General features: G+C 37.3%; 21 protein-coding genes. 9 read left to right on the forward strand and 12 right to left on the reverse strand.

The window, feature by feature from the left end; translation table 11 throughout:
* Positions 1-264, forward strand: coding sequence for a hypothetical protein (locus tag APB85_RS15270; protein ID WP_057482263.1), 264 nt, complete (start codon positions 1-3; stop codon positions 262-264).
* Here the strand turns inward: APB85_RS15270 and APB85_RS15275 are convergent.
* Positions 248-1,066, reverse strand: coding sequence for a UbiA prenyltransferase family protein (locus tag APB85_RS15275; RefSeq protein ID WP_057482264.1), 819 nt, complete (start codon positions 1,064-1,066; stop codon positions 248-250). The genes APB85_RS15270 and APB85_RS15275 overlap by 17 nt on opposite strands.
* A 130-nt stretch (positions 1,067-1,196) precedes the next feature.
* Between APB85_RS15275 and gcvP the strand changes: the two genes are divergently transcribed.
* The 4 genes from gcvP to APB85_RS15295 all read left to right on the forward strand — a co-directional run bounded on the left by gcvP (position 1,197) and on the right by APB85_RS15295 (position 6,679).
* Positions 1,197-4,043, forward strand: a complete 2,847-nt coding sequence (gcvP, locus tag APB85_RS15280; protein WP_057482265.1) for an aminomethyl-transferring glycine dehydrogenase — start codon at positions 1,197-1,199, stop codon at positions 4,041-4,043.
* Between the two features lie 168 nt (positions 4,044-4,211).
* Positions 4,212-5,270, forward strand: coding sequence for a 3-oxoacyl-ACP synthase III family protein (locus tag APB85_RS15285; protein ID WP_057482266.1), 1,059 nt, complete (start codon positions 4,212-4,214; stop codon positions 5,268-5,270).
* On the forward strand, positions 5,271-5,792 hold the full coding sequence (locus APB85_RS15290; protein WP_057482267.1) for a class I SAM-dependent methyltransferase: 522 nt from the start codon (positions 5,271-5,273) through the stop codon (positions 5,790-5,792).
* A gap of 38 nt (positions 5,793-5,830) precedes the next feature.
* Positions 5,831-6,679 (forward strand): glycosyltransferase family 2 protein, encoded by an 849-nt coding sequence (locus APB85_RS15295; RefSeq protein WP_057482268.1) that lies wholly within the window; start codon positions 5,831-5,833, stop codon positions 6,677-6,679.
* On the opposite strand, the gene pafA is transcribed toward APB85_RS15295, so the two are convergent.
* Entirely contained in the window at positions 6,671-8,326 is a 1,656-nt protein-coding gene (gene pafA / locus APB85_RS15300) for an alkaline phosphatase PafA (protein ID WP_057482269.1), read from the reverse strand. The genes APB85_RS15295 and pafA overlap by 9 nt on opposite strands.
* Positions 8,327-8,443: 117 nt before the next feature.
* Here pafA and APB85_RS15305 point away from each other — a divergent pair, with 117 nt between their 5' ends.
* Together APB85_RS15305 and APB85_RS15310 are read left to right on the forward strand one after the other, a co-directional pair.
* Complete coding sequence (locus APB85_RS15305; RefSeq protein ID WP_057482270.1) at positions 8,444-9,181, forward strand: MlaE family ABC transporter permease; 738 nt, start codon at positions 8,444-8,446, stop codon at positions 9,179-9,181.
* Positions 9,181-9,945, forward strand: a complete 765-nt coding sequence (locus APB85_RS15310) for an ABC transporter ATP-binding protein (protein ID WP_057482271.1) — start codon at positions 9,181-9,183, stop codon at positions 9,943-9,945. The genes APB85_RS15305 and APB85_RS15310 overlap by 1 nt, the downstream gene beginning before the upstream one ends.
* Here APB85_RS15310 and APB85_RS15315 read toward each other — a convergent pair.
* From APB85_RS15315 to porV, 9 genes are all read right to left on the reverse strand, one after another.
* Positions 9,942-11,384 (reverse strand): DUF389 domain-containing protein, encoded by a 1,443-nt coding sequence (locus APB85_RS15315; RefSeq protein ID WP_057482272.1) that lies wholly within the window; start codon positions 11,382-11,384, stop codon positions 9,942-9,944. The genes APB85_RS15310 and APB85_RS15315 overlap by 4 nt on opposite strands.
* Positions 11,385-11,390: 6 nt before the next feature.
* Positions 11,391-12,473, reverse strand: coding sequence for a mannose-1-phosphate guanylyltransferase (locus APB85_RS15320; RefSeq protein WP_057482273.1), 1,083 nt, complete (start codon positions 12,471-12,473; stop codon positions 11,391-11,393).
* A gap of 11 nt (positions 12,474-12,484) precedes the next feature.
* Positions 12,485-13,084 carry a SprT-like domain-containing protein gene (locus APB85_RS15325; RefSeq protein WP_057482274.1) on the reverse strand — a complete coding sequence of 200 codons (600 nt, stop codon included), beginning with the start codon at positions 13,082-13,084 and terminating at the stop codon, positions 12,485-12,487.
* 3 nt (positions 13,085-13,087) lie between these two features.
* Positions 13,088-13,768 (reverse strand): SDR family NAD(P)-dependent oxidoreductase, encoded by a 681-nt coding sequence (locus APB85_RS15330; protein WP_057482275.1) that lies wholly within the window; start codon positions 13,766-13,768, stop codon positions 13,088-13,090.
* Positions 13,769-13,835: 67 nt separating this feature from the next.
* Positions 13,836-14,828, reverse strand: a complete 993-nt coding sequence (locus tag APB85_RS15335) for a M28 family metallopeptidase (RefSeq protein ID WP_057482276.1) — start codon at positions 14,826-14,828, stop codon at positions 13,836-13,838.
* A gap of 66 nt (positions 14,829-14,894) precedes the next feature.
* A complete protein-coding gene (locus APB85_RS15340; RefSeq protein WP_057482277.1) occupies positions 14,895-16,547 on the reverse strand; it encodes a pyruvate dehydrogenase complex dihydrolipoamide acetyltransferase in 1,653 nt (550 codons plus the stop codon).
* 3 nt (positions 16,548-16,550) lie between these two features.
* Entirely contained in the window at positions 16,551-17,552 is a 1,002-nt protein-coding gene (pdhA, locus tag APB85_RS15345) for a pyruvate dehydrogenase (acetyl-transferring) E1 component subunit alpha (RefSeq protein WP_057482278.1), read from the reverse strand.
* 108 nt (positions 17,553-17,660) lie between these two features.
* Positions 17,661-18,143 (reverse strand): cytidine deaminase, encoded by a 483-nt coding sequence (gene cdd, locus APB85_RS15350; protein WP_057482279.1) that lies wholly within the window; start codon positions 18,141-18,143, stop codon positions 17,661-17,663.
* An 81-nt stretch (positions 18,144-18,224) separates the two neighbouring features.
* Positions 18,225-19,379, reverse strand: coding sequence for a type IX secretion system outer membrane channel protein PorV (gene porV / locus APB85_RS15355; protein WP_057482280.1), 1,155 nt, complete (start codon positions 19,377-19,379; stop codon positions 18,225-18,227).
* Between the two features lie 424 nt (positions 19,380-19,803).
* Between porV and gldJ the strand changes: the two genes are divergently transcribed.
* Positions 19,804-21,498, forward strand: coding sequence for a gliding motility lipoprotein GldJ (gene gldJ / locus APB85_RS15360; RefSeq protein WP_444544508.1), 1,695 nt, complete (start codon positions 19,804-19,806; stop codon positions 21,496-21,498).
* A 114-nt stretch (positions 21,499-21,612) separates the two neighbouring features.
* Entirely contained in the window at positions 21,613-22,911 is a 1,299-nt protein-coding gene (locus tag APB85_RS15365; protein WP_057482344.1) for a UDP-N-acetylmuramoyl-tripeptide--D-alanyl-D-alanine ligase, read from the forward strand.
* On the opposite strand, the gene APB85_RS15370 is transcribed toward APB85_RS15365, so the two are convergent.
* Positions 22,901-23,524, reverse strand: a complete 624-nt coding sequence (locus tag APB85_RS15370; protein ID WP_083482211.1) for a DUF4403 family protein — start codon at positions 23,522-23,524, stop codon at positions 22,901-22,903. The two genes, APB85_RS15365 and APB85_RS15370, sit on opposite strands and share 11 nt — an antisense overlap.
* Positions 23,525-24,129: the final 605 nt, after the last annotated feature.

The following is a 24,129-nucleotide window of genomic DNA, read 5'->3' on the forward strand; positions in this document are numbered from 1 at the left end:
ATGCCGAAAAGAAAATTTTTCATTTTTGACTGTTCAAAAGCAGAAAACTGCTGTGACAAAAGCCAATACGACGAGGCCGGAACACGCGAAAAACTATCCATGCTCATGCATTTGCTTTTATGCAAACCCTGCCGCAAGTACACTTCCAAAAACACTAAACTCACCCATTTAATAAAAAAATCTAAGCTTAAAACTTGTTCTGAAGAAGAAAAAAAAGCCTGGAAAAACAGTATTGAAAAAGAAATGGCTAAAGGAGAATCTTAGTCAGCAGCCAAATTAAAAGCCAAAACACCGGAATTCCTTCCACCCAGAAAGCCGAATAATAACCTCCCTGATCTATACGTGCCGCTTTTATAAAATATGCCGAAACTAATAAAGTAAGACCTAAAGAAATTAAGTTGATTATTGAAAAATAAGATTTCAGAAATTCCAATAGCAATATGATTCCTAGTAAAACATAACCGATTTTTTTAGTATTCGCTATTCCAATTTGCTGCGGAATTGTATTTAAATCCCCAGAATCAAACTTTAAATCCCTTATCTCAAACGGAAGCGTTATAGCGATCACGAAGAAAAAACGTTGAAAAAAAGTAAGTCCGATTTCCTTTAAATTAACCTGATTCAATAGTGGCAATATAACTGTCACTCCAGCCCAAACCACGGCGATAATAAATATTTTAATTCCCCCAATATTTCTAAGGTTCTGCCTGTTTTTCCCTAAAGGAATAGCATACAGTAAAGTAAAAACTCCTAAGATAGCAGCAGCTAAAAGTATTTTTAATTCTTGCTGAAAAGCGAAATAAAGCAAAGCCACGAAACAAAAAAAAGAGAAAATCTGTATGAGTTTTAGGTTTCGGGCCAGGCTGGCGTGATGAAGTTTAGCAATACCGGCATACTTCACAAAATTATAGCCGGTAATGCTTCCGAAGAAAATAAAAAACAGCAGATTTTTATCAATTTTAATATTGTATTCGAGGAAGCTTATTAAGCTTAATGAAACCACGGCTAAAGCCACGTGCAGACTACTATTTATATAGAAATCTAATATATTTTTAAAACGCTGCATCCTGCTAAATTAATCATTCTTCTCACAACCAAAACTGACGCTTTAAATCTTAACAAGTGCATACGTCTAATCACTAAAAAATTACGTTTAAAATACGTACTTTTGCAGCACAAAACACAACTTTATTTTAATGAGAACAGATTCTTTTGCCCTACGCCATATTGGCCCCAGAGAAAGCAATCTCCAGGCAATGTTGGACACCATTGGTGTAGATTCGTTAGAACAGTTAATATACGAAACCATCCCCGACGATATTCGTTTAAAATCACCCTTAAATTTACCTGCTGCACTTAGCGAAAATCAATATGCCGAGCATATTGGCAAACTAGCTGCAAAAAACAAGGTTTTTAAAACCTATATAGGTCTTGGTTACCACCAGGGAATATTGCCAGCGGTGATACAACGAAATATTTTGGAAAACCCGGGTTGGTATACAGCCTACACGCCTTACCAGGCAGAAATTGCCCAGGGAAGACTGGAAGCTTTATTAAATTTCCAAACTATGGTAAGCGATCTTACCGGAATGGAAATTGCCAATGCCTCGCTTTTAGATGAATCTACCGCAGCGGCAGAGGCTATGGGACTTTTATTCGCTGTTCGCGATCGTAAGCAGAAGAAAGACGATGTAAATAAATTCTTTGTTTCTGAACAGGCGTTACCACAAACTATAGATCTTATTAAAACACGTGCCGATTTTATGGGCATCGAGCTAGTGGTTGGTAATCATGAAGAATTTGACTTTAGTGATAAATTCTTTGGAGCTTTAGTACAATATCCAGGAAAATTCGGACAGGTTTTTAACTATGCCGATTTTGTATCAAAATGTAAAGATGCTGAGATAAAAGTAGCTGTTGCTGCCGATATTTTGAGTTTGGTAAAACTACAGGCACCGGGAGAACTTGGTGTAGATGTAGTTGTGGGAACTACTCAGCGTTTTGGAATCCCATTAGGTTATGGTGGGCCACACGCTGCTTATTTTGCTACTAAAGAAGAATACAAAAGAAATCTTCCCGGAAGAATTATTGGGGTAACTAAAGATCTTGATGGCAACCACGCCTTAAGAATGGCGCTCCAAACCCGCGAGCAGCATATTAAACGTGACCGCGCTACTTCTAACATTTGTACCGCGCAGGTTTTATTGGCTGTGATGGCAGGAATGTATGCAGTTTACCACGGGCCCGATGGTCTAAAATATATTGCTGATACCGTTCATTTTTCTACAGTTACTTTAGCTGAAGAACTTGAGAAAATGGGTATTAAGCAGCTTAATTCAGCTTATTTTGATACGCTTCAGGTGAAAGCTGATGCTCAAAAAATTAAGGCTGAAGCCGAAAAGAACGAGATTAATTTCTATTATCCAGATGCTGAAACGGTTTGTATTTCTTTAAACGAGACTACAACGCAGGAAGACATTAATAATATTTTGAAGGTTTTCGCTACAGTTTCAGGTGAAAAATCTACTGAAGTTGAAAGTTTGAAAGAGGAGTCTGCAATTCCTTCAGCATTACAGAGAAAAACCGAATTTTTAACGCATAAAGTATTCAACCTTTACCATTCAGAAACTGAACTGATGCGTTATATCAAAAATCTGGAACGCAAAGATCTTTCTTTGAACCAGTCTATGATTTCGCTTGGAAGCTGTACCATGAAATTAAACGCAGCTTCAGAAATGCTTCCTTTAAGCAATCCGCAATGGGGAAATATTCACCCATTTGTACCGGTAGAACAGGCAGAAGGTTACCAGATCGTATTAAAAAGACTGGAAGATCAATTAACAGAAATCACCGGATTTTCTGCAACTTCGCTTCAGCCAAATTCTGGTGCACAGGGAGAATATGCCGGCTTGATGACTATTAGAGCTTACCATGAATCTAGAGGTGAAGGACATAGAAATATATGTTTAATCCCTTCATCGGCTCACGGTACTAACCCAGCTTCCGCAGTAATGGCGGGAATGAAAGTAGTGGTAACCAAAGCTTCAGAAAACGGAAATATAGATGTAGATGATCTTCGCGAAAAAGCGATAAAACACAAAGATAACCTTGCCGCTTTAATGGTAACCTATCCTTCTACCCACGGGGTTTTTGAATCGGCTATTAAAGAAATCACTCAAATTATTCATAATAATGGCGGGCAGGTTTATATGGATGGTGCAAATATGAACGCCCAGGTTGGCTTAACAAATCCGGGAGTTATTGGCGCCGATGTTTGTCATTTAAACCTACATAAAACTTTCGCAATTCCTCACGGAGGCGGTGGCCCGGGAGTTGGACCAATTTGCGTTGCAGAACAATTAAAACCGTTTTTACCAGGAAACCCGGTAATAAAAACCGGTGGTGAAAATGCTATTGGCGCAATTTCTTCAGCACCATGGGGTTCCTCTTTAGTTTGCCTTATTTCTTATGGTTATATAACCATGTTGGGCAGCAAAGGACTTCAAAAAGCTACAGAGTATGCAATTCTTAATGCCAATTACATAAAAGAGCGTTTAAACGAACATTACAAAACATTATATTCTGGAGAACGCGGTCGCGCTGCTCACGAGATGATCTTAGATTGTCGTCCATTTAAAGAGAATGGAATTGAAGTAGTGGATATCGCCAAGCGATTGATAGATTACGGCTTCCATGCTCCTACTGTTTCCTTCCCTGTTGCAGGAACTATGATGATAGAACCTACCGAAAGTGAAAGCAAAGCTGAACTGGATAGATTCTGCGATGCATTAATTTCTATTAGACAGGAAATTGAAGATTTAGATAGCGAAGAAGATAACGTGCTTAAAAATGCACCACATACTATTACTATGCTAACTTCAGATGAATGGAAATTCTCTTATACAAGAGAAAAGGCAGCTTATCCGCTAAATTATGTGTCAGAAAATAAGTTCTGGCCAAGCGTAAGACGTGTAGACGAAGCATTTGGAGACAGAAATCTAATGTGCACCTGCCCTCCTATTGAGGAGTATATGGATGCATAGGTTTTTTAAAAATGCCTGAAAATTTTCTTCGGAAATGATTCCGAAACTATTTTCAGGCATTTCTTATTTTGTGACTTTCATCACATTTTAGTTTATTTTTCCTTTTTCTTTAAAGCTCACTATATTTGTAATTAGTACATTCGGAGTTTAATCTTAATTAAAAGTCAGATGAATATTAAAATTACCGGCACAGGTAGTTATATCCCTAAAGTTATAACCGCAAATGCTGACTTTGACAATCATGAATTCTACAATCTTGACGGAACAGGTTTTCCGCAAGATAACAAGACAACAATTGCTAAGTTTAAAGCAATTACAGGAATTGAAGAACGGCGTTATTTGGAGGAAAATTTAAACACCTCAGATATGGCTGTAATTGCTGCCCAAAAAGCTTTGGAAGATGCAGGAACAGATCCTGAAACTCTAGATTACATAATTGTAGCTCATAATTATGGCGACGTTAAACACGAAAGTATTCAGAGTGATACCGTACCAAGTATAGCCACCAGGGTTAAATATCATTTACGAATTAAAAACCCTAAATGTGTTGGTTATGATGTGCTTTTTGGATGTCCCGGTTGGATTGAAGGACTCATCCAGGCGCAGGCATTTATGAAAGCCGGAATGGCAAAAAAATGCCTGGTAATTGGTGCCGAAGCTTTATCTAGAGTAGTAGATAAACACGACCGTGACTCTATGATTTTTTCTGATGGCGCCGGTGCCGTGGTTTTGGAAGAAACCGAAGAAGAAGGGGGAATCCTCGCTCACGAATCAGGCACTTATGCTTTTAACGAAGCTAACTATATTTACTTCGGAAAATCTAACCGAACAGAAGCGCCAGACGATCTACGATATATCAAAATGAACGGCCGCAAGATCTATGAATTTGCATTAATGAATGTTCCGGCTGCGATGAAAACCTGTCTGGAAAATAGCGGTAAAAGCATAAAAGATCTAAAAAAGGTCTTTATTCACCAGGCCAATGAAAAGATGGACGAGGCTATTATTAAGCGTTTTTATAAACTTCATCAATTAGAAGCGCCTAAAAATGTTATGCCAATGACTATCCAGGAGCTTGGTAACAGCAGTGTTGCTACCGTTCCTACACTTTATGATCTTGTAGTAAAAAATAAAATCGCAGATCAACAACTTGAAAAAGGCGATGTAGTGATGTTCGCCAGCGTTGGAGCTGGAATGAATGTAAATGCAATAGTTTACCAATACTAAATGTACGAAAATAGCTTCCCCAATAAACGATACAAGGAAACTTTAGAGTTTTTAGAAGCTAATGTACCCGCCCCTCAAAAAATCCTTGATTTAGGCGTAAAAAACCCTTTTTCAGAAATTATGGAAAAACATAATTACAGGGTACAAAATACAGAAGGGGAAGATCTGGACCTAAACACTAAAGCCGTAGAAACTAACGCTTATAATGTGGTAACGGCATTCGAAATTTTTGAGCACCTGGTTTCTCCTTATAACGTTTTATCAAATATTAAAGCCGATAAATTAGTAGCTACTGTTCCTCTTAAATTGTGGTTTTCCAGCGCATATAGAAGCAAAACAGATATGCGAGACAGGCATTACCACGAGTTTGAGGACTGGCAATTCGATTGGCTTTTAGAAAAAGCAGGATGGAAAATTATTAGTCGAAAAAAATGGACCAACCCTGTTAACAAATTGGGACTTAGACCTATTTTAAGATATTTCACGCCTAGATATTACGCGGTTTATGCAGAGCGGATTTAAGCGAAATTAATCTTTGCAGAACCTTTAAATTTCGCCACTTGAAGATTTATATTATTATCCCGGCATATAATGAAGCTGAATTTATTGGTGAGACGCTTCAGTCTTTAATCAGCCAAAGTCAACCGGCTCATAAAATTGTAGTCGTAGATGATGGTTCTACTGATAAAACTCCGGAAATAGTCTCAGAATTTTCTAAAAAATATCCTGAAATATCACTGATAAAAAATACTTCAGAAGGCAAACATTTGCCCGGTAGCAAAGTTGTAAACGCTTTTAATATAGGTTTTAAAACACTTGACGACAATTTTGATATTGTTTGTAAGTTTGATGCCGATCTAATCTTTCCAAAGGATTATTTAGAAAAAATTAGCCTTCTTTTTGATCAAAATCCCAGAACCGGGATGGTAGGCGGATTCTGTGAAATTGAGAAAAATGGAGAATGGATCCTGGAAAATCTAACAGGAAAGGATCATATTCGCGGTGCGTTAAAAGTTTATCGAAAAGACTGCTTTAAGGATATTGGTGGTCTTAAACCGGCTATGGGATGGGACACCGCAGATGAACTACTTGCTCAGTATCACGGTTGGGAAATAAAAACCGATGAAAACCTAAGGGTAAAACACCTTAAACCTACCGGAAAAAACTACACCAAAACTTCAAAATATAAGCAGGGCGAAGCTTTTTACAGCTTGAGATATGGCCTTGTGATCACTTTTATAGCTTCAGCTAAACTTGCATTTAAAAAGAAAGACTTTAGCTTTTTTATAGATTGTATCACGGGATTCTTATATGCTAAAAATGAAAAACGACCTTATCTTGTTAGTAAAGATGAAGGCCGTTTTATTAAAAATCTTCGCTGGAAAAAAATGCAGGAGAAATTATTCTGAAACCTCAGTTTCTTCAGCATCTAGCATCATATACAATGGTTTTCCAGTAGTTCCGCTAGGGAATGAGATACCTAAAAGTGCCGATAACGTTGGTGCGATATCAACAATTTCTGTTCTTTGGGTTGTGCTGCCCTTTTTCACTCCGTTTCCGTAGAAAATTAAAGGAGCGTGAGTATCATACATCAAACCACTACCGTGGGTAGAACCCGTTCTTGAATATACGATAGTTGCAGGATCTAAAACATAAACCACATCTCCACTTCTTTTTTGATTAAATCCGTTTTGAATAGCTACAGCTGCTCCAGACACAAAGCTACCGCTGCTAAGCTGATCTCTGGTATATACTTTATCTATTTGATCTAATTGAAGAATATAATGCGCCATTTTAGATTGTAACTCTGAGGAGCTAATTTCTGCTTCTTCCATCACTTCGTAATTAAAGAAAATCTGATTGTTATAGACGCTTTCTATAAGCTCATCTTCATCAAATTCTTCAGAGACAAATTGCTCAAGCTCTTCTCTAAACTCATCAGACTCAAAATAGCCTGCTGGAATATTTACAGAATCAAGATAAGCCGGAACATCTCCCCCACCGTGATCTGCCGATAGAAAAATTGTATAATTACCTTCTCCAACTTGCTCATTTAATTCTTCTAATAGTTGCGCTATATTTTTATCAAGCCGCAGATAAGTATCCTGAATTTCTTTAGAGTTCACTCCAAAATTGTGACCTATCTTATCGGTACTTGAAAAACTTAGGGTAAGGAAATCGGTATCAACATCCTGTCCCAATTCTTCAGCCTCAATTGCCGCCAAAGCAAATTCGAGAGTAATATCATTCCCATAAGCTGAATTTTCAATGATATCGAATCCACCGTTTTCTTTGCTTAATTCAGCTAAATCATAGGGAAAGGTGGCATCTTCTTTTCCTCTAAAACCACCTTCAAAATTATTCTTGTCGCTTCCGCTTTCTTTATAGGTTTCAATATCATAAAGAGTATTCCATGGTTTTAAATAAGCTTCTACCTTGTCTGAATCGTTAAAGTCTTTAACCCATTGCGGCAATTCTTCCATATAATATGAACTGGTTATCCACTTGCCTTCGTCGTCACCATGAAACCAGTAAGCTGCATTGGCAGTATGCCCGGCGGGCAGAATAGAGCCACGATCTTTAATAGAAACACCAATGGTTTTTCCGCGCATTTGGGTATGTAATCTGTTTTCATCACTCACTGTAGTAGTTTTCATCCTGTGCGGAGACATTTTCCCGGCATCATCTTCAGTTCCTACCGGCTCTACCGAATCATCTCCTGCGCAATAAACCGATTCGTGGATAAATTTATCATACCAGCCGTTTCCTATAATTCCATGATTCATTGGGCTGGTGCCTGTATAAACCGAGGCGTGACCAGGGCCGGTATAAGTAGGCACATAATTAAAATGGTTATTTTTAAAGTTGTAACCTTCATTTACTAATTTCTTAAATCCATCTTCTCCAAATCGATCCCAAAATCGGGTAAGATAATCATAGCGCATTTGGTCCACTACAATTCCTACTACCAGCTTGGGTTGCTCCTGGGACTTTTCCTGAGAAAAAGCCTGAAAGGTTAATAATCCTGTAAATAGTAAAAATGCTAATCGCTTCATCTTGTATTGTTTTATAGAAGTAGCTCAAAATTACTAAACTTATTGGGCTAAAGATTAATTCTTCGTTAAATACTTTGGAGTAATTTTTTAGTATTTTAGCTTTACAAAAATTGCTTAATGAACTATCTACACTCCATTGGGGAATATTTTTTAATGTTGAAAGGAACTTTTCACCGAATGACAAAAACATCGGTTCTTAGAAGTTTGATCCTTAAAGAAATAGACGACCTAATTATTGGCTCGATGGGAATCGTGTCTTTTTTATCCTTTTTTATTGGAGCTGTAGTGGCTTTGCAAACCGCGTTAAATTTAAATAATCCATTAATACCAAAATCCCTGGTAGCATATGCGGCAAGGCAATCTATAATTCTTGAATTTGCTCCTACTTTTATCTCCATTATTATGGCGGGTAAAGTGGGCTCTTATATCACCTCCAGCATTGGCTCTATGAACGTTACCGAACAGATTGATGCTCTGGAAGTGATGGGTATTAATTCTTTAAACTATCTTATTTTCCCTAAGATCGTAGCAATGCTTTTTTATCCGTTTGTAATTGCTATTTCCATGTTCCTGGGAATCCTTGGCGCTTATACTGCAGCGGTTATGGGAGGTTTTGTCCCCCCAGATCTTTTTGTGCAGGGACTTCAGGAAGATTTTATACCATTTCACCTTGTTTACGCCTTTATTAAAACATTTTTATTCGCCTTTATTTTGGCCACCGTTCCTGCTTACCACGGCTATTATATGAAAGGTGGCGCGCTAGAAGTTGGTGAAGCCAGTACCACCTCTTTTGTTTGGACTAGTGTGGTTATTATTATTACAAATTACGCAGTAACCCAATTATTACTAAGCTAATGATAGAAGTAGAAAATTTACATAAAGCGTTTGATGGCGAGGAAGTCTTAAAAGGGATAGATTTTAAGTTTGAAAAAAGTAAAACCAATCTTATTATAGGGCAATCTGGTTCTGGGAAAAGTGTACTCCTAAAATGTATGTTAGGTTTATTTACTCCTGAAAAAGGAATTATAAAATATGACGGAAAACCTTATAGTGAATTTACTGAAGATGAACGCAAAGATCTTAGTAAACAAATAGGAATGGTTTTTCAGGGCGGCGCTCTATTTGATTCTATGACCGTGGAAGAGAATGTAATGTTTCCTTTAAAAATGTTCACTAAAAAACAACACAAGGAAAATAAAGAACGAGTTAAGGAGGTTTTAAACCGAGTAAATCTTGATGGTAACGAGAAAAAAATGCCTTCTGAAATAAGCGGTGGAATGCAGAAGCGTGTCTCTATTGCCCGAGCTATTGTTAACCGACCCAAATACTTGTTTTGCGATGAACCTAACTCAGGATTGGATCCTAAAACCGCTACAGTGATAGACAATCTTATTCAGGAGATTACGCACGAATACGATATCACTACAATTATCATTACTCACGATATGAATTCGGTTTTAGAAATTGGAGAAAACATCGCCTTTTTAAAAGACGGAGTTTTAGCCTGGAAAGGAGATAAATCACAGATCTTTAAAACCGACGACGAAACCGTAACCGATTTTGTTTACTCTTCAAACCTATTTCAGAAAGTAAGAGAAGCGCAACAACAAGGACTTTAATTAACAGATTTCACCTGAAGCGTATCCAGTTTCAACCTAACTTTTAACCATCTTTCAAAACGTTGTTTTTGTTCCGAGATCTGGCTGGTTTTTAAGTCATCTTTCCAACCTACGGTAAATGTTGGGATAGTATCTGTTTTCGCGAAATTTGTAGTAATTAAGTTAGAGTAACCTAACTCTTCTATCCCATCATAATTTATTTTCGCCTCCTGGCTTACGTCGCTAAAAGAAAAACTACTGTTCCGGTATTTCGAAATTTCATTTTCCAATAGCGCTATTTTTTCGTCTTTATTTTCAATAAGCTCCTGGTTTTTCATATAAAGATCTTCCAGAATTCCACTTCTAACCTGCATAGAAAGTTCATCTATTGCTCCACTGGGATCTTCTCCCTGGTGTATCACTAATTCAGTTTCCTTTAAAGCCTCAATATCCTCTAATTGTTTCTGCCAGGTGGTAATAATAGTCTTAGGTACGCGCTTTCCAATTAAATATACTTCAATGCTTTTCTCTTTATAATCGTAGGAAGATTTTATGGTTTCCGTACCATCATACCTCATTACGTTAGCTATAAAGTCTTTAGCTTTAGATTCAAATAGTTGCTCCTGAAGCAGGAATACAAACAAAATCACACTGGGAATCATGACAATTACGGCGATGGTAGATGCTATTTGGGCGGTTCTTCTTCGTCTTTTACTATTTACATATTTCACCAGAGGAAAACCAAGAACTTTAGTTACCACAAAAGTTGAAAGGGCGATAAATACCGCGTTAATTGAAAAAAGATACAAAGCGCCACCAGCATAAGACCAGTTTCCAATTGCCAAACCGTAGCCTACAGTACATAAAGGTGGCATAAGTGCAGTTGCAATCGCAACACCAAGAATCACACTGGCTATGGTCCCCTTTTTTGTTTTAGCTACGATTAGTGCCAATCCACCAAAAATAGCAACCAAAACATCTAAAATTGTTGGATAAGTTCGGGCTATAAGTTCGGGTGTTTCTTCTTTCACCGGCGAAACGAGAAAATAAATATAAGCGGTAAGTACACTTAAACCCACCATTAAACCAAGATTGATAAAAGACTTTCTTAAAGTAAGTACGTCATTTATCGCAACAGACATTCCCACACCAACTATTGGCCCCATTAGAGGTGAGATAAGCATCGCACCAATAACAACTGCTGTACTACTTACATTTAGACCAATAGAGGCCACAAAAATGGAAAATATAAGAATCCAGGCATTATGACCTTTAAACGAGATATCCTTTTTTACAGCCTCTATGGTGGATTCTCTATCGGTATCATGCCGAATTTCCAGTAACTCTCTTATAAGCGCTTTTATGTTCTGCCAGATCCCTTTTGCATTTGCCCCCAAATCTTCAGATTTCTCGTGCGGAGGCAGAGATTTATTACTTTCAGGCTTTTGATTATTATCCATATAATTTTAACCTAGATCTTCTCCAAATTTCTCAATAGCTTTTTCGCGAAGCGCCTTGATTTCCTGTATTTTCTTTTTCGGAGTAATTAACAATACTCTATCATCTTCTACTACCACAAAATCATTCAAGCCATCCAGAACAACTACTTTATTGTTTTGAGTTTTAATGATATTTCCGGTAGAATTTAAAGGTAGCAATCTTCCGTTTACCATGGTATTTTGGTTTTCGTCTTGCGGTAATTCATCTTCCAACGACTTCCAGGTACCCAGATCGTTCCATTTAAATTTCGCCGGAATCACATATACACTATCAGACTTTTCCATAATAGCGTAATCTATAGAAACATTTTGGGCTTTATGATAATTTTCCTCTAAAAACTCCAGTTCTTTTTCGGTATTATAAAACTCGCTCCCTTTCTCAAAAAGCCTGAAAGTTTCGGGATGATATTTTTGAAAACTCTCTACAATAAAAGCAGCACTCCATATAAATATGCCCGCGTTCCAAACGTAATTGCCTTCTTCAATAAAAGTTTCTGCCTTTTTAAAAGAAGGCTTTTCGGTGAACTTTAATACCGGTTTAGCACCTTCAGCATCATCTTTTTTATATTGAATATATCCATAACCAGTATTGGGAAAAGTAGGCTCGATTCCCAGGGTAATTAATTTATCTTCTGAAGCTACAATTTGAAAAGCTTCTTCAATATTTTCCTGAAATGCAGTATCTCCCTGAATCCAGTGGTCGCTGGGCGCCACTAAAATTAAGGCGTCTTTATTCTTCTTTTTAATCTTCAAGGCCCCCAATAAAATACTGGGAGCGGTATTCCGCATCTCGGGCTCCAGTACAATTTGATCATCCTCAACCTGCGGCAATTGCTCTTTTACAGATTCCTTATAATCTTTATGGGTAAGAATTATGATATTTTCTAAAGGCATTAGCTTCGCCAAACGATGAAAAGTAGTTTGTATAAGTGTAGATCCCACGCCCAAAATATCCTGAAATTGCTTAGGATATTGAGTAGTACTTACTGGCCAGAACCGTGAACCAATTCCACCAGCCATTAAGATTGCGTAGTGATTTGTGTTTTTCATAAAAAAAGGAATTAATTTTTGAGCAACTCTACTTCTGCATTGGGTTGAAACAAATAAATTTTACCCGTGTCTACTTCCAGACATTCGTAGCGTTTTATTCTTCTTTCCCCTTTTTTAAACGTTTTCCCATTATAGATTCTAAAAATTCCTCCAAGCGGGATTTCAAAAATATAATTTTTATCGTTCTCAGGATCAAAAGTTTTGAGCGCTACAGATAATTTTGCATCGGTATCGCTACTGGCTTTAGGATTTCTAAAATGCTGCGCAATTAAAGGAAGTAATCCTGAAGGAAAAATTTCGGGCCTAATAAAAGGCAACATTAATTCCCTGAAAGTAAATTTCCACTCCTGCCCGTGGGGCTTTATTTGCCTTCCAAATTTCTCAAAAGCTAACAAATGGGCGATCTCATGAACTAAAGTAATTAAAAAACGATATTTATTTAAATTGGCATTAACCGTAATTTGTTGCGCCCCATTTGGCATTCTGCGATAATCGCCGTGCCTTGTCTTACGTTCATTTACAATTTTTAAATGAACATTATTGTCCTTTATCATTTCAAACACTGGAGAAACGGCTCGTTCTGGAATATATCTTTCAAGGATTTCTCTCATTGGCTACGGCGTACTGTTAGAAACCTGGAGCAATTTACCATTATAAAATTTATGTCCTGTAAGGCTAAAATTGGCAATATACTCGGCCATATCTTTTGCTGAAAGCGGAACTTCCAAGCCAGGAAATGCTTCTTCCAGCATTTCGGTTTGTACAGCACCAAGAGCAAGTACATTAAATGAAGGTCCCTTTTCTTTGTATTCTTCGGCTAAAAGCTCGGTTAATGTAATTACTGCCGCTTTACTGGAACTATAAGCTGAAAGTCCAGGAAATTTCACACTACCCTGTACACCGCCCATGGTACTAATATTCACCACGTGCGCATCTTTTTTCATAAAGGGCAACATTTTTTGAGTTAAACCAATTACTCCAAAAACATTGGTACTATATATCTGCTGAAATTCTTCAGCTGAAATTTTTTCAAAATCTTTATTAATAAGTGCACCGGCGTTGTTTATTAAAACATCTACCTGTTTCCATTTGGTCTCTACAAACGCTGAAACTTTTTCGAGATCTTCAGCTTTGGAAATATCGCAAGATATAGCAGTTACATTTTCTAAATTTAACTCAGAAACCGGTTTATCATTTCGGGAAAGCGCCAGTACTTTGTACCCTTTTTCAGCAAAGAGCTTCACCATTTCGTACCCCATCCCACGGCTGGTTCCTGTTATGACAATATGTTTCATTTTTTTAATAATCTTTTAATCTCAGTTAAATAAATTTCTAACAGATTCTATTTGAACTATGTTGGTATTACTCCGAAACCTGTTTGTTTAATTTTATTTCCTTTTCAGGTGTATTGGCCATTTTCAATATTCCCGGAATCACACTTTCTATTACGTTGGTCATATGCGCTAAATCAAGCTTTTCGGCTTCATCTGCAACGTGGTGATAGTAATCGTAATTAGTAAAATCGAACGTTGAAATTGTTTGTGCAGGCACATTAAATTCTTCGAAAAACGGGTAGTTATCGCTTCTTTTAAATAGATTATATTCTTTAGCCTGCGGTAAAAACCCAAGCACTTTTTCTCCAGAATATTCATTGAATTTTTCAGCGAAATTAGAGTTTTCGTAACCGGTGAGATAACCTATATAATCTTTATTATTCATTGGTACGCCAATCATTTCAAAATTGAATAAAGCGTATAAATCCAATTTATCTTCTTTAAGTTCCTGTGCGATTCTCTTTGCACCTACCAGCCCCATTTCTTCCGCAGAAAATAACACGAACATAATGCTTCGTTTATTATTATCTATTTTGGCAAATTTCTTAGCCAGCTCTACAACTGCAACCGTTCCAGCAGCATTATCGTTAGCTCCATTGGCAATAGAATCTCCTTCTATGGGTTCCTGGATTCCAATATGATCGTAATGCGCTCCCAAAACGATAAACTCATCCTTCAGCTTAGGATCATTGCCTTCCAACATTCCAACAATATTAAATCCTTCAACGCCGTTTATTTCAAAATTATGGCGATAGGTATCAAAATATTTTTGGATGCCATTCGCCTCAAAAACCTTTTCGATTCTTTGCGCGGCAAGCTCAATTCCTTCTGTACCGGTTTGCCTTCCTGCTAATTCGTTTGAAGACAAATAATTCAGTAACGCTTCAACTTCATTTTGCTGAACATTGACATTTAAACTGGTTTTTACTTCCTGGGAAGATTGAACCGCTTGTGAATTTCCGCAGGAAATAGTAAGCAGGGAAGCTGCAAGTATCGTAAAACTTAAAGTAATTTTTCTCATACCGTTAAAGATAAAAAAATCCCGCAAGTGTGCGGGATTTTAATAATTAGTTATTATAAACCTGAGTTACGCTAACATAGTTACCGGATTTTCCAGGTAAGTTTTAAGCGTTTTCAAAAAAGCAGCACCGGTTGCACCGTCTACCGTTCTGTGATCGCAGGCTAGTGTTAACTTCATTGTATTTCCAACTACAATCTCTCCATTTTTCACTACTGGTTTTTCAACGATAGTTCCTACAGAAAGAATTGCAGAGTTTGGTTGGTTAATGATACTTGTAAACTCAACAATACCAAACATTCCAAGATTAGATACGGTAAAAGTACTTCCTTCCATATCTTTTGGTTGTAACTTCTTGCTTCTGGCTTTCCCGGCAACGTCTTTTACATTATTCCCAATTTGGGTCATAGACATTTGATCGGCAAATTTTAACACAGGAACAACAAGACCCTCTTCTACCGCTACAGCAACACCCATATGAATGTGTTTAGCAATTTTCATAGATTCTCCTGTCCACTGGCTATTTACCTGCGGGTGCTTACGAAGCGCCATTGCACTGGCTTTTATCACCATATCATTAAAGGAAACCTTAACATCTGGCATTTCGTTGATCTGCTTACGAGAAGCCATTGCATTCGCCATATCCACCTCTATAGTTAAATAGTAATGTGGCGCGTTAAACTTAGATTCCCCAAGTCTCTTCGCAATAGTTTTACGCATTTGAGAATTTTTAATCTCCTCAAAGCTTTCTTCTCCTGCAGGCACGTAAGGTTGTGGTGCAGCAGCTGTATCTTTAGTTTCAGATTTTGCTTCAGCAGGTTTCTCTGAAGGTTTATAATCTTCAATGTCTTTCTTCACGATACGGCCATTGCCGCCGCTACCTTCAACATCTGAAAGATTTATACCTTTATCTTCTGCCATTTTCTTAGCCAGTGGAGAAGCAAATATTCTTCCACTATCTTTAGATGAACCTGAAGATTTCTTTTCTGAAGACTTACTTTCTTTTTCTTCAGATTTTTCTTCTTTTTTATCGTCTTTTTTCCCTGGTTTTTCTGAAGATTTCTTTTTAGACTTTCCGTCTACTGAAACATTAGAAACATCTGTTCCTTCTGGCCCAATAATCGCTAATAGACTATCTACTTTAGCAGTTTCCCCTTCTTCAAGACCAATTTTAAGCAAAGTTCCTTCGTAAAAAGATTCGAATTCCATAGTGGCCTTATCAGTTTCGATCTCGGCCAGAATATCACCTTCTTCAACTTTATCACCTTCTTTCTTCAACCACGAAGCCACGGTACCTTCTTCCATGGTATCGCTTAAACGAGGCATAGTAATGATTTCTACGCCTTCAGGAATTCCCCCATCGTCGCTATCACCATCACTTTCAGCTTCATCTTCGCCCTCGTCTTCATCAGAATCTGAAGTGTCTTCTTCTTTATCTTTATCGGCATCTCCGCCGCCTTTCAGTAATTCTGAAATATCTTCGCCTTCCTCTCCAATAATAGCAAGCAAAGTATCTACGGGAGCGGTTTCGCCCTCTTCAATACCTATGTGAAGTAAAGTTCCTTCATAGAAAGACTCAAACTCCATTGTAGCTTTATCGGTTTCAATTTCAGCAAGGATATCACCTTCTTCAACTTTATCACCTTTTTGCTTTAACCACTTCGCAACAACACCTTCTTCCATGGTGTCGCTCAAACGCGGCATGTTTATTACTTCTGCCATAATTTACTGAGGTTTATGTGCTAAAAACGGATAATCTTTTTGTTCGTAAACAACATCATACATCACGTTTTTATCTGGGAAGTCTGATTCTTCTGCGAATTTCTCACATTCAGACACCTTGTCTTTAACGCGTTTGTTGATCTCTTTTATTTCATCTTCTGAAGCATACTTTTTATCCTTAATTACATTCAATACTTTAGTGATTGGATCTAATTCCTGATATTCTGCAACTTCTTCTTTTGTTCTATATTTTTGAGCATCACTCATAGAGTGACCACGGTAACGGTAAGTTTTCATTTCTAAAAATGTTGGTCCGTCACCTTTTCTAGCTCTTTTAATTGCCTCATCTAAAGCTTCTGCAACTTTAATAGGATCCATAGCATCTACAGGACCACAAGGCATTTCGTAACCATTACCAAGTTTCCAGATATCTGTTCCTTTTGCAGTTCTGGCTACAGATGTACCCATTGCATAACCGTTATTCTCTACACAAAATACCACCGGTAAATTCCATTTAACGGCCATATTTAAAGTTTCGTGAAGAGAACCCTGTCTGGCAGCACCGTCTCCTAAAAAGGTAAGGGTTACCGCTTCGCGCTTAAAGTATTTATCTGCAAAAGCAAGCCCTGCACCAAGTGGAATTTGCCCACCTACAATACCGTGACCTCCATAAAAGTTATGTTCTTTAGAGAAAATATGCATCGAACCACCAAGACCCTGAGAAGTACCGGTGCCTTTACCATAAAGTTCTGCCATAACACGCTTAGGATCTACTCCCAAACCTATTGGCTGCACGTGGTTACGATAAGCGGTAATCATTTTATCCTTTTCCAGGTCCATCACATGAAGGGCTCCAGCCAGGATAGCTTCCTGCCCATTATACAAATGCAAAAAACCTCTTACTTTCTGCTGAATGTAAACCTGCGCAAGTTTGTCTTCAAATTTACGCCAAAACAGCATATCCTCGTACCACTTTAAATACGTGGCTTTTGTTACTTTCTTCATTTAACTTATTAATTTTAGGCCAGACAGATAGGGTTTGCCAAGCGGATAACAAAAATACTATTTTCAATAAGAATGGAAAACAGTTTTTAAGCAAAAATAACGAAAACGTTATAAGGCCGAATTATCGAATATTAAAGGTAGTAAATCTTTTATAGAATTTGCCTTCATCACTTTGCCGCTTTCACCCATAAAATATACTGCAATTTCCGCTTTCTGTTTCACCTCATATTCCACTAATGCCTGCCTACAGGCGCCGCAAGGCGGTACAGGAGCATCAACTTTATGCTTCATAGATTTTGCCGAAATAGCAATATTTTTAATTTGCGACTTAGGATACCTGGCGCCGGCGTAATAAATAGCAGTACGCTCTGCACACAATCCTGAAGGATAGGATGCGTTTTCCTGATTGCTACCGGTAACAACTTCTTGATTATCTAAGACCAAAGCAGCACCAACTTTAAATCGAGAATAGGGCGCGTATGCATTATCTCTTGCCAAAACTGCTTCTTTCATTAAATCCTGAATAGTTTCTGGAAGTTCTTCTACAGCATCATAAACCTCAAAATTAGAGGTGACTTTTAATGGTTTCATATAAAAAATATTGGAAGGGAAAGATAATAGAAACCTTTCTGGCAGCAAATATTAATTTAAAACAGTATTTCTGAAAAGAAATTAATAAACCGAGTATTGATCCCCAAAGTTAAATGTCAACCCAAAACGAAGGGTTCCTTCTAAAGGACTTGGTACCGGCGAGGTAGAAAATAAATAAGAGATATCTATATTTACTCTTTCATATTCAAAACCTGCTCCAAAAGAAACAAATCTCCTGGAACCTTTGGTTAGACTTTCGCTAAAATAACCGGCACGAAAAGCAAAAGCTTCGCGATACATATATTCAGCTCCCAATGCCCAGGTTACTTCCCTAAGCTCTTCGCTAAAACCACCCGGAGCATCACCAAAGGATGTAAAAATTCCTTCTATAGCTCCAATGTCGTTATATTCAGCATCATCTTCTGCATCAATTTGGCCGTCGTTATTAAAATCTTTAGGTGTAGGGACAAGCAGCTTATTAAATTCAAGGTAAGCACCTAAACGATTTTCTATATCGAAGATAAAATCAAAACCACCTCCTACTTTTAAATTAGTAGGAATAAAATTTTCCTGGCCGGCATCTTCATACTTCATCTTAGGACCAATATTCGAGATATTAGCACCTGCTTTCCAAACTCCATCAAAACCCGAATAAGTTAATTGATCGCTTCGATAAAAAGCAGCAATATCTACCCCAAAACTATTGGCCGCACCTAGATCTTCTTCGTCTTGTAAACCCAGATCTGAACGCAAATAACGCCCGGCGACCGCCATTGCGATATTTTCGCTCAATTGCAAAGAATAAGAAAGATCAAAAGTAAGTTCATTTGGATTCACAACTAAAGGCGCCTGTTCTATAGTAGAACGCCTCTCTATACTTCCCAAACTAAAGTATCGTAAGCTGGAAGCAAAAGCACTTCTATCGCTTATTCGCTGGTAATAACTAATATTCCCTAGAAAGATATCATTAACAATATCACTTAGATACGGTGTATATGAGAAGCCTATTCCATGCTCGCTGGATGCAAAAGCATATTTTGCGGGATTCCATTGTTGGGAAAACACATCGGGTGAAGTAGCTACCCCCTGGTCACCCATACCGGCTGCCCTGGCATCTGCTGCTACAAGTAAAAAAGGGACCGCAGTAGTAATCACCCTATCCCTTTCTTCCTGGGCATTCATTTTAAACTGAGAGCCTAAAACAAACACGAGCAATAAAATTGTAATTTTTTTCATCATATTAGTTAATGATTAACAAATATATACTAATAATCTTGTTAAGAAAAGACCTTAAGTTTTAAATTAATCTATTTGACAAAAAGGAAATACTTTTAGTTTCCACAATGACAAAAATAATTAGAGTAGGTCTATAACAACTGCGAAATAGCTAAAATATTGTATCTCCGGTATTTTAAGCACTTTTTTTAAGCATAGCAACCTTCAATTAAATAAAAATCATTTAATTTTGCTGCTTTCTAGCCCTAGATAAGGTTAAATTAAAAGGGTATGGAGATACATTTTAAGCGTTCAATCTATCCTAAGCCCTAAGGTCATCAGGGCTTTAAAGAAAATTGGAACCTTGGAGACAACATAAAATAAACTTGTACTTTTAGCGTTAATTACTATATTGCAAAGCCTAATATTTCTACCAAAAGAGATGATGAATATGAGAATCAATATTGCTTTTAGAGCCTTTTTAACCCTCGTGCTTAGCGTTGGTTTACTAAGCTGTAATAATTCCCGAGATTATGATGATAGATCCAGGGCAACTGGATGGGACATTAATTCAGATGAAGGCGGATTTCAATACAATACAGATTACAAAGAACAGGAAGCCGGTCCCGGGCTGGTTTTTGTAGAGGGTGGAACCTTTACTATGGGACAGGTGCAGGATGATGTAATGCACGATTGGAATAATACTCCAACCCAACAACATGTTCAGTCCTTTTATATGGACGAAACCGAAGTTACCAATATGATGTATATGGAATACCTTGATTGGTTAAAAAAGGTGTTTCCTCCTACACAGGAAAACTTCCGAAATATTTATAATGGTGCCGTGCCAGATACTCTTGTTTGGAGAAACAGACTTGGGTATAATGAAACAATGGTAAACAACTACCTACGCCACCCCGCTTACGGAAACTACCCGGTTGTGGGTGTAAGCTGGATACAAGCTGTAGAATTCAGTAAATGGAGAACCGACAGGGTGAACGAACTTCTTTTAGAAGAAGGCGGTTACACCAAAGAAGGAGCACGTTTAACCGATGTACAGGCTGGAACCACGTTTAATACAGAAACCTACCTCAATGCGCCAAGTAAGGCTTATGGAGGTAATACTGAAATTAGCCAGGGAGGTGACGAGTCTCAGGATATGATTGATAATCAAAATACCGATGCAGATGGAAATGCACTTGGCGGACAAACTTATGTTCAGCGTAAAGATGGAGTTTTGTTACCTGAATACCGTTTACCAACTGAAGCTGAATGGGAATATGCTGCATCTTCTTTAGTAGGAATTAGAGATTATAATGTTTACAGAGGAAGAAAAAAATATCCGTGGGATGGTCAATACACCAGATCTGGTGATGTTAAAAAACAGGGAGACCAGTTAGCCAACTTTAAGCAAAGTGACGGAGATTACGGTGGTATTGCAGGCTGGAGTGATGATGGCGCTGATATTACTGCTGAAGTAAAATCTTACGATCCTAATGATTTCGGACTTTATGATATGGCCGGCAACGTAGCAGAGTGGGTAGCCGATGTTTACCGCCCAATAGTTGATGATGAATTTAACGACTTCAACTATTACAGAGGAAATGTATACACCAAAAATGCAATTAACGAAGATGGTAGCGTAAAGGTAGTTGGAGTAGACGAAATTGAATTTGATACTTTAGCTACGGGAAGACTGGTTGCAAGATCCTACCCTGGAGATATTGCACAAATACCTGTTAGCGAAGAAGACACTTATATGCGAACCAATTATACTGATAGTGATCAACGTAATTTTAGAGATGGAGATAAAAGCTCTAGCCGTTATTACAGATCTTACCAGGAAGCTGAAGACGAATCTCAACGTATGTACAACTCCCCTACTTATAATGTAGCTGGAGCTAAAGATAGCACAGGAGTAGCACAACGCGGTTACGACACTGCAGACAGAACAACCCTTATTAGTGATGAGGTTAGAGTTTACAAAGGTGGTTCCTGGAGAGATCGCGCTTATTGGTTAGACCCGGCACAGCGTAGATATTTCCCACAGGATATGGCTACAGACTATATTGGATTTAGAAATGCCATGTCTAGAGTTGGTTCAAAATCTTTAGATAACAATAAGAAAGCAAGAAATTAGAAAATTCTAATCTTCTAAAAATTATGATAAAAGCCCTATTCGTTTAGGGCTTTTTTTATAGCTTTATTTTTGAAGACCTCTAACAAGTTAAATAAAGGCTTAGAAAAGCGCAATATGAAAACAGCAATTATTCACCAAAGATTTCTTGTAAGCACCGGAATTTCTACCGATACCCGAAACATTAAACCCGGAAGCATTTTCTTCGCTTTAAAAGGAGCTAATTTTAACGGTAACCTCTTTGCAGCACAAGCTATCGAAAAAGGAGCCATTTGCGCGATTGTAGACGATAAGGACGCCGCGTTGAATGATAAGGAATACATTGTTGTTAAAAACAGTCTCGAGGCACTTCAAAAGCTAGCTAAATTCCATAGAAAATTTCTGGGTATTCCCATAATAGGTATAACCGGTAGTAATGGAAAAACCACTACTAAGGAGCTTATCTATAATGTGCTTTCTAAAAAATACACAGTTACTGCGACACAGGGAAACCTCAACAACCATATTGGAGTACCACTTAGTTTACTTGCAATGGATGAGGAAACTGAATTAGGATTAATTGAAATGGGCGCAAACCATCCCGGTGAAATTGAGTTTCTTTCTAATATAGTGATGCCAGATTATGGGTTTATCACAAACTTCGGAAAAGCCCACCTGGAAGGATTCGGGAGTTTAGAGGGAGTAATACAAGCAAAGACTGAATTATACCGACATTTAAAAGAAAATAAAAGATTAATTTTTCTAAACCTGGACGACGATGTACAAAGGCTCGAGATAAACTATAAACATAATTTCACTTTTGGAACCAACAGGAAGGCTCAGGTAAAAGTAACTTACCCTGAAACAGATAATGCAGCTAAAATAATCTTTAACGATACAACTTTTAAAAGTCAGTTAAGTGGGGCTTATAACTCTAAAAATATGGCTGCAGCACTATGTATCGGTTTGTATTTTAAAGTTCCAGTGAATGAGATTAGAGAAGCTATAGAAAATTATATTCCTTCTAATAATCGTTCGCAAATAATAGAAAGTGGTTCTAACAAAATTTACCTGGATGCCTATAACGCGAATCCCACGAGCATGATGGCGTCTTTACAGCATTTCAACAAGGTCAAAACCAATACTACTAAAATTGTGATTTTAGGAGATATGGGTGAACTCGGCAATGCTTCAGAAACCGAACACCAGGTAGTCGTAAACTTTTTAGAAAATGCTGATATTTCTGAAATCTACCTGGTAGGAAAGCAGTTTAAAAAGACCACCACAAACAAACCGAATATCATTAAATTTGAAAATACAGAGAACATTAAAAAGCATCTACAATTAGCCGATTTAGAAAATTGCAGTATCCTTATTAAAGGTTCCAGATCGATGGCCTTAGAGAAAATATTAGAAGTTTTTGAAGCTAAAGCTTAATTTCTTTAATATCTACAAAACCATAAGCACTAATTTCCAGAAGAATTAACAATAAAGTATCTCCTGGAATAATTTCAGCCACCTTTAATATGTTTACATTGCCAGAAAGAAAAACTCCCGGTGCAGCTTCCATTTCCTCACCAAGCTTTTCATTTACTTTACCCAGTTGCTCTTTAATGTGTGGCTTAAGATCTAACCTCATTTTATTTTTAATCTTTTTATAGATTAAAGTATTGGCGAGGGTTTCTATAGAATTATCAATTAACCAGCTTTTACTCTGGCCCTCCAGTTCGTACTCCTTAACATCTATTACCTGATCTACTTCATCAAATCCCAGGGTAATATGCACTAACAGGTTAACCTCTTTATTCTTAAATAGGGTGGTTAGAGTTTTCAATTTCAAATTAAGCGTAAGATCAAAATTTGGCTGCTGGCTTTTTCCTAAATTAGCGTCAAGTACTTCAACATAGTTTTTCACCGTGCCATTAGAGTCTTCCATCCCTATTTGCTCGCCTACCAATTTTTTCTGAAGAACATCTTCTAAAACCCGATAATTAATTTTCACCGGTAAGTTAAGTTTGATATTATCATCTTCAAAAAGCTCGTTCATCATGTAAAATTTAAGTTGGTTAGTTTTTAAACAACATAAGTTTTTTCTTCTGAAAAAATCTGAAAACGCAGTTAAATAAAATTAAACTTTGGAAATCAGGCCAAGGAATTCAGAATTTATCAAGCTGAAAACTTCAAATTGTATTACAGATTTGCTCTACTATAAAATCTAAAGCCTTCAGCAAACTACATCAAACACTTTTAAAATTTCATTTTAATCCAATTCCGAATCTATCTTAAAATTGAAATTACCGTTGCTCACTAGTTTTATAGAATTATCAATGGCATTATGAGCTTTAAAACCGAAATATCCATTAACATAACTTCGGTTGTTACCCAGAATCTGGATATTAAAAATTGGTAGTGTTTATTTGATTATTTAGTAAAGTGCTATTTGAATTTGACTATTCCTCAGAAAGCCCTTCTATTTCACTGCTAAATAGATTCGAAAAAATATTAGAGAAATAAAAACTGATAATCAACAGGTTAGCGCAAGTCTTACGGAAATCCGTAAAATTACGCGTAACAAAAGCTTTAAATTTGTACCTATAGAAGCAAATAGATCTGTATTTGCACTTATTTAATTTGGCAATTAAATTATGCCGGCTA

It is taken from the genome of Salegentibacter mishustinae (assembly GCF_002900095.1).
GTDB lineage: Bacteria > Bacteroidota > Bacteroidia > Flavobacteriales > Flavobacteriaceae > Salegentibacter > Salegentibacter mishustinae.

Coding starts and splice junctions, on each gene's coding strand:
- APB85_RS15370 (WP_083482211.1), bottom strand. CDS start 23,524: ATGATGAACGAGCTTTTTGAAGATGATAATATCAAACTTAACTTACCG.
- gcvP (WP_057482265.1), top strand. CDS start 1,197: ATGAGAACAGATTCTTTTGCCCTACGCCATATTGGCCCCAGAGAAAGC.
- APB85_RS15270 (WP_057482263.1), top strand. CDS start 1: ATGCCGAAAAGAAAATTTTTCATTTTTGACTGTTCAAAAGCAGAAAAC.
- APB85_RS15320 (WP_057482273.1), bottom strand. CDS start 12,473: ATGAAAAACACAAATCACTACGCAATCTTAATGGCTGGTGGAATTGGT.
- APB85_RS15290 (WP_057482267.1), top strand. CDS start 5,271: ATGTACGAAAATAGCTTCCCCAATAAACGATACAAGGAAACTTTAGAG.
- APB85_RS15305 (WP_057482270.1), top strand. CDS start 8,444: ATGAACTATCTACACTCCATTGGGGAATATTTTTTAATGTTGAAAGGA.
- pdhA (WP_057482278.1), bottom strand. CDS start 17,552: ATGAAGAAAGTAACAAAAGCCACGTATTTAAAGTGGTACGAGGATATG.
- APB85_RS15325 (WP_057482274.1), bottom strand. CDS start 13,084: ATGAGAGAAATCCTTGAAAGATATATTCCAGAACGAGCCGTTTCTCCA.
- cdd (WP_057482279.1), bottom strand. CDS start 18,143: ATGAAACCATTAAAAGTCACCTCTAATTTTGAGGTTTATGATGCTGTA.
- APB85_RS15275 (WP_057482264.1), bottom strand. CDS start 1,066: ATGCAGCGTTTTAAAAATATATTAGATTTCTATATAAATAGTAGTCTG.
- APB85_RS15335 (WP_057482276.1), bottom strand. CDS start 14,828: ATGAGAAAAATTACTTTAAGTTTTACGATACTTGCAGCTTCCCTGCTT.
- pafA (WP_057482269.1), bottom strand. CDS start 8,326: ATGAAGCGATTAGCATTTTTACTATTTACAGGATTATTAACCTTTCAG.
- APB85_RS15285 (WP_057482266.1), top strand. CDS start 4,212: ATGAATATTAAAATTACCGGCACAGGTAGTTATATCCCTAAAGTTATA.
- gldJ (WP_444544508.1), top strand. CDS start 19,804: ATGAATATGAGAATCAATATTGCTTTTAGAGCCTTTTTAACCCTCGTG.
- APB85_RS15365 (WP_057482344.1), top strand. CDS start 21,613: ATGAAAACAGCAATTATTCACCAAAGATTTCTTGTAAGCACCGGAATT.
- APB85_RS15315 (WP_057482272.1), bottom strand. CDS start 11,384: ATGGATAATAATCAAAAGCCTGAAAGTAATAAATCTCTGCCTCCGCAC.
- APB85_RS15330 (WP_057482275.1), bottom strand. CDS start 13,768: ATGAAACATATTGTCATAACAGGAACCAGCCGTGGGATGGGGTACGAA.
- APB85_RS15310 (WP_057482271.1), top strand. CDS start 9,181: ATGATAGAAGTAGAAAATTTACATAAAGCGTTTGATGGCGAGGAAGTC.
- porV (WP_057482280.1), bottom strand. CDS start 19,379: ATGAAAAAAATTACAATTTTATTGCTCGTGTTTGTTTTAGGCTCTCAG.
- APB85_RS15340 (WP_057482277.1), bottom strand. CDS start 16,547: ATGGCAGAAGTAATAAACATGCCGCGTTTGAGCGACACCATGGAAGAA.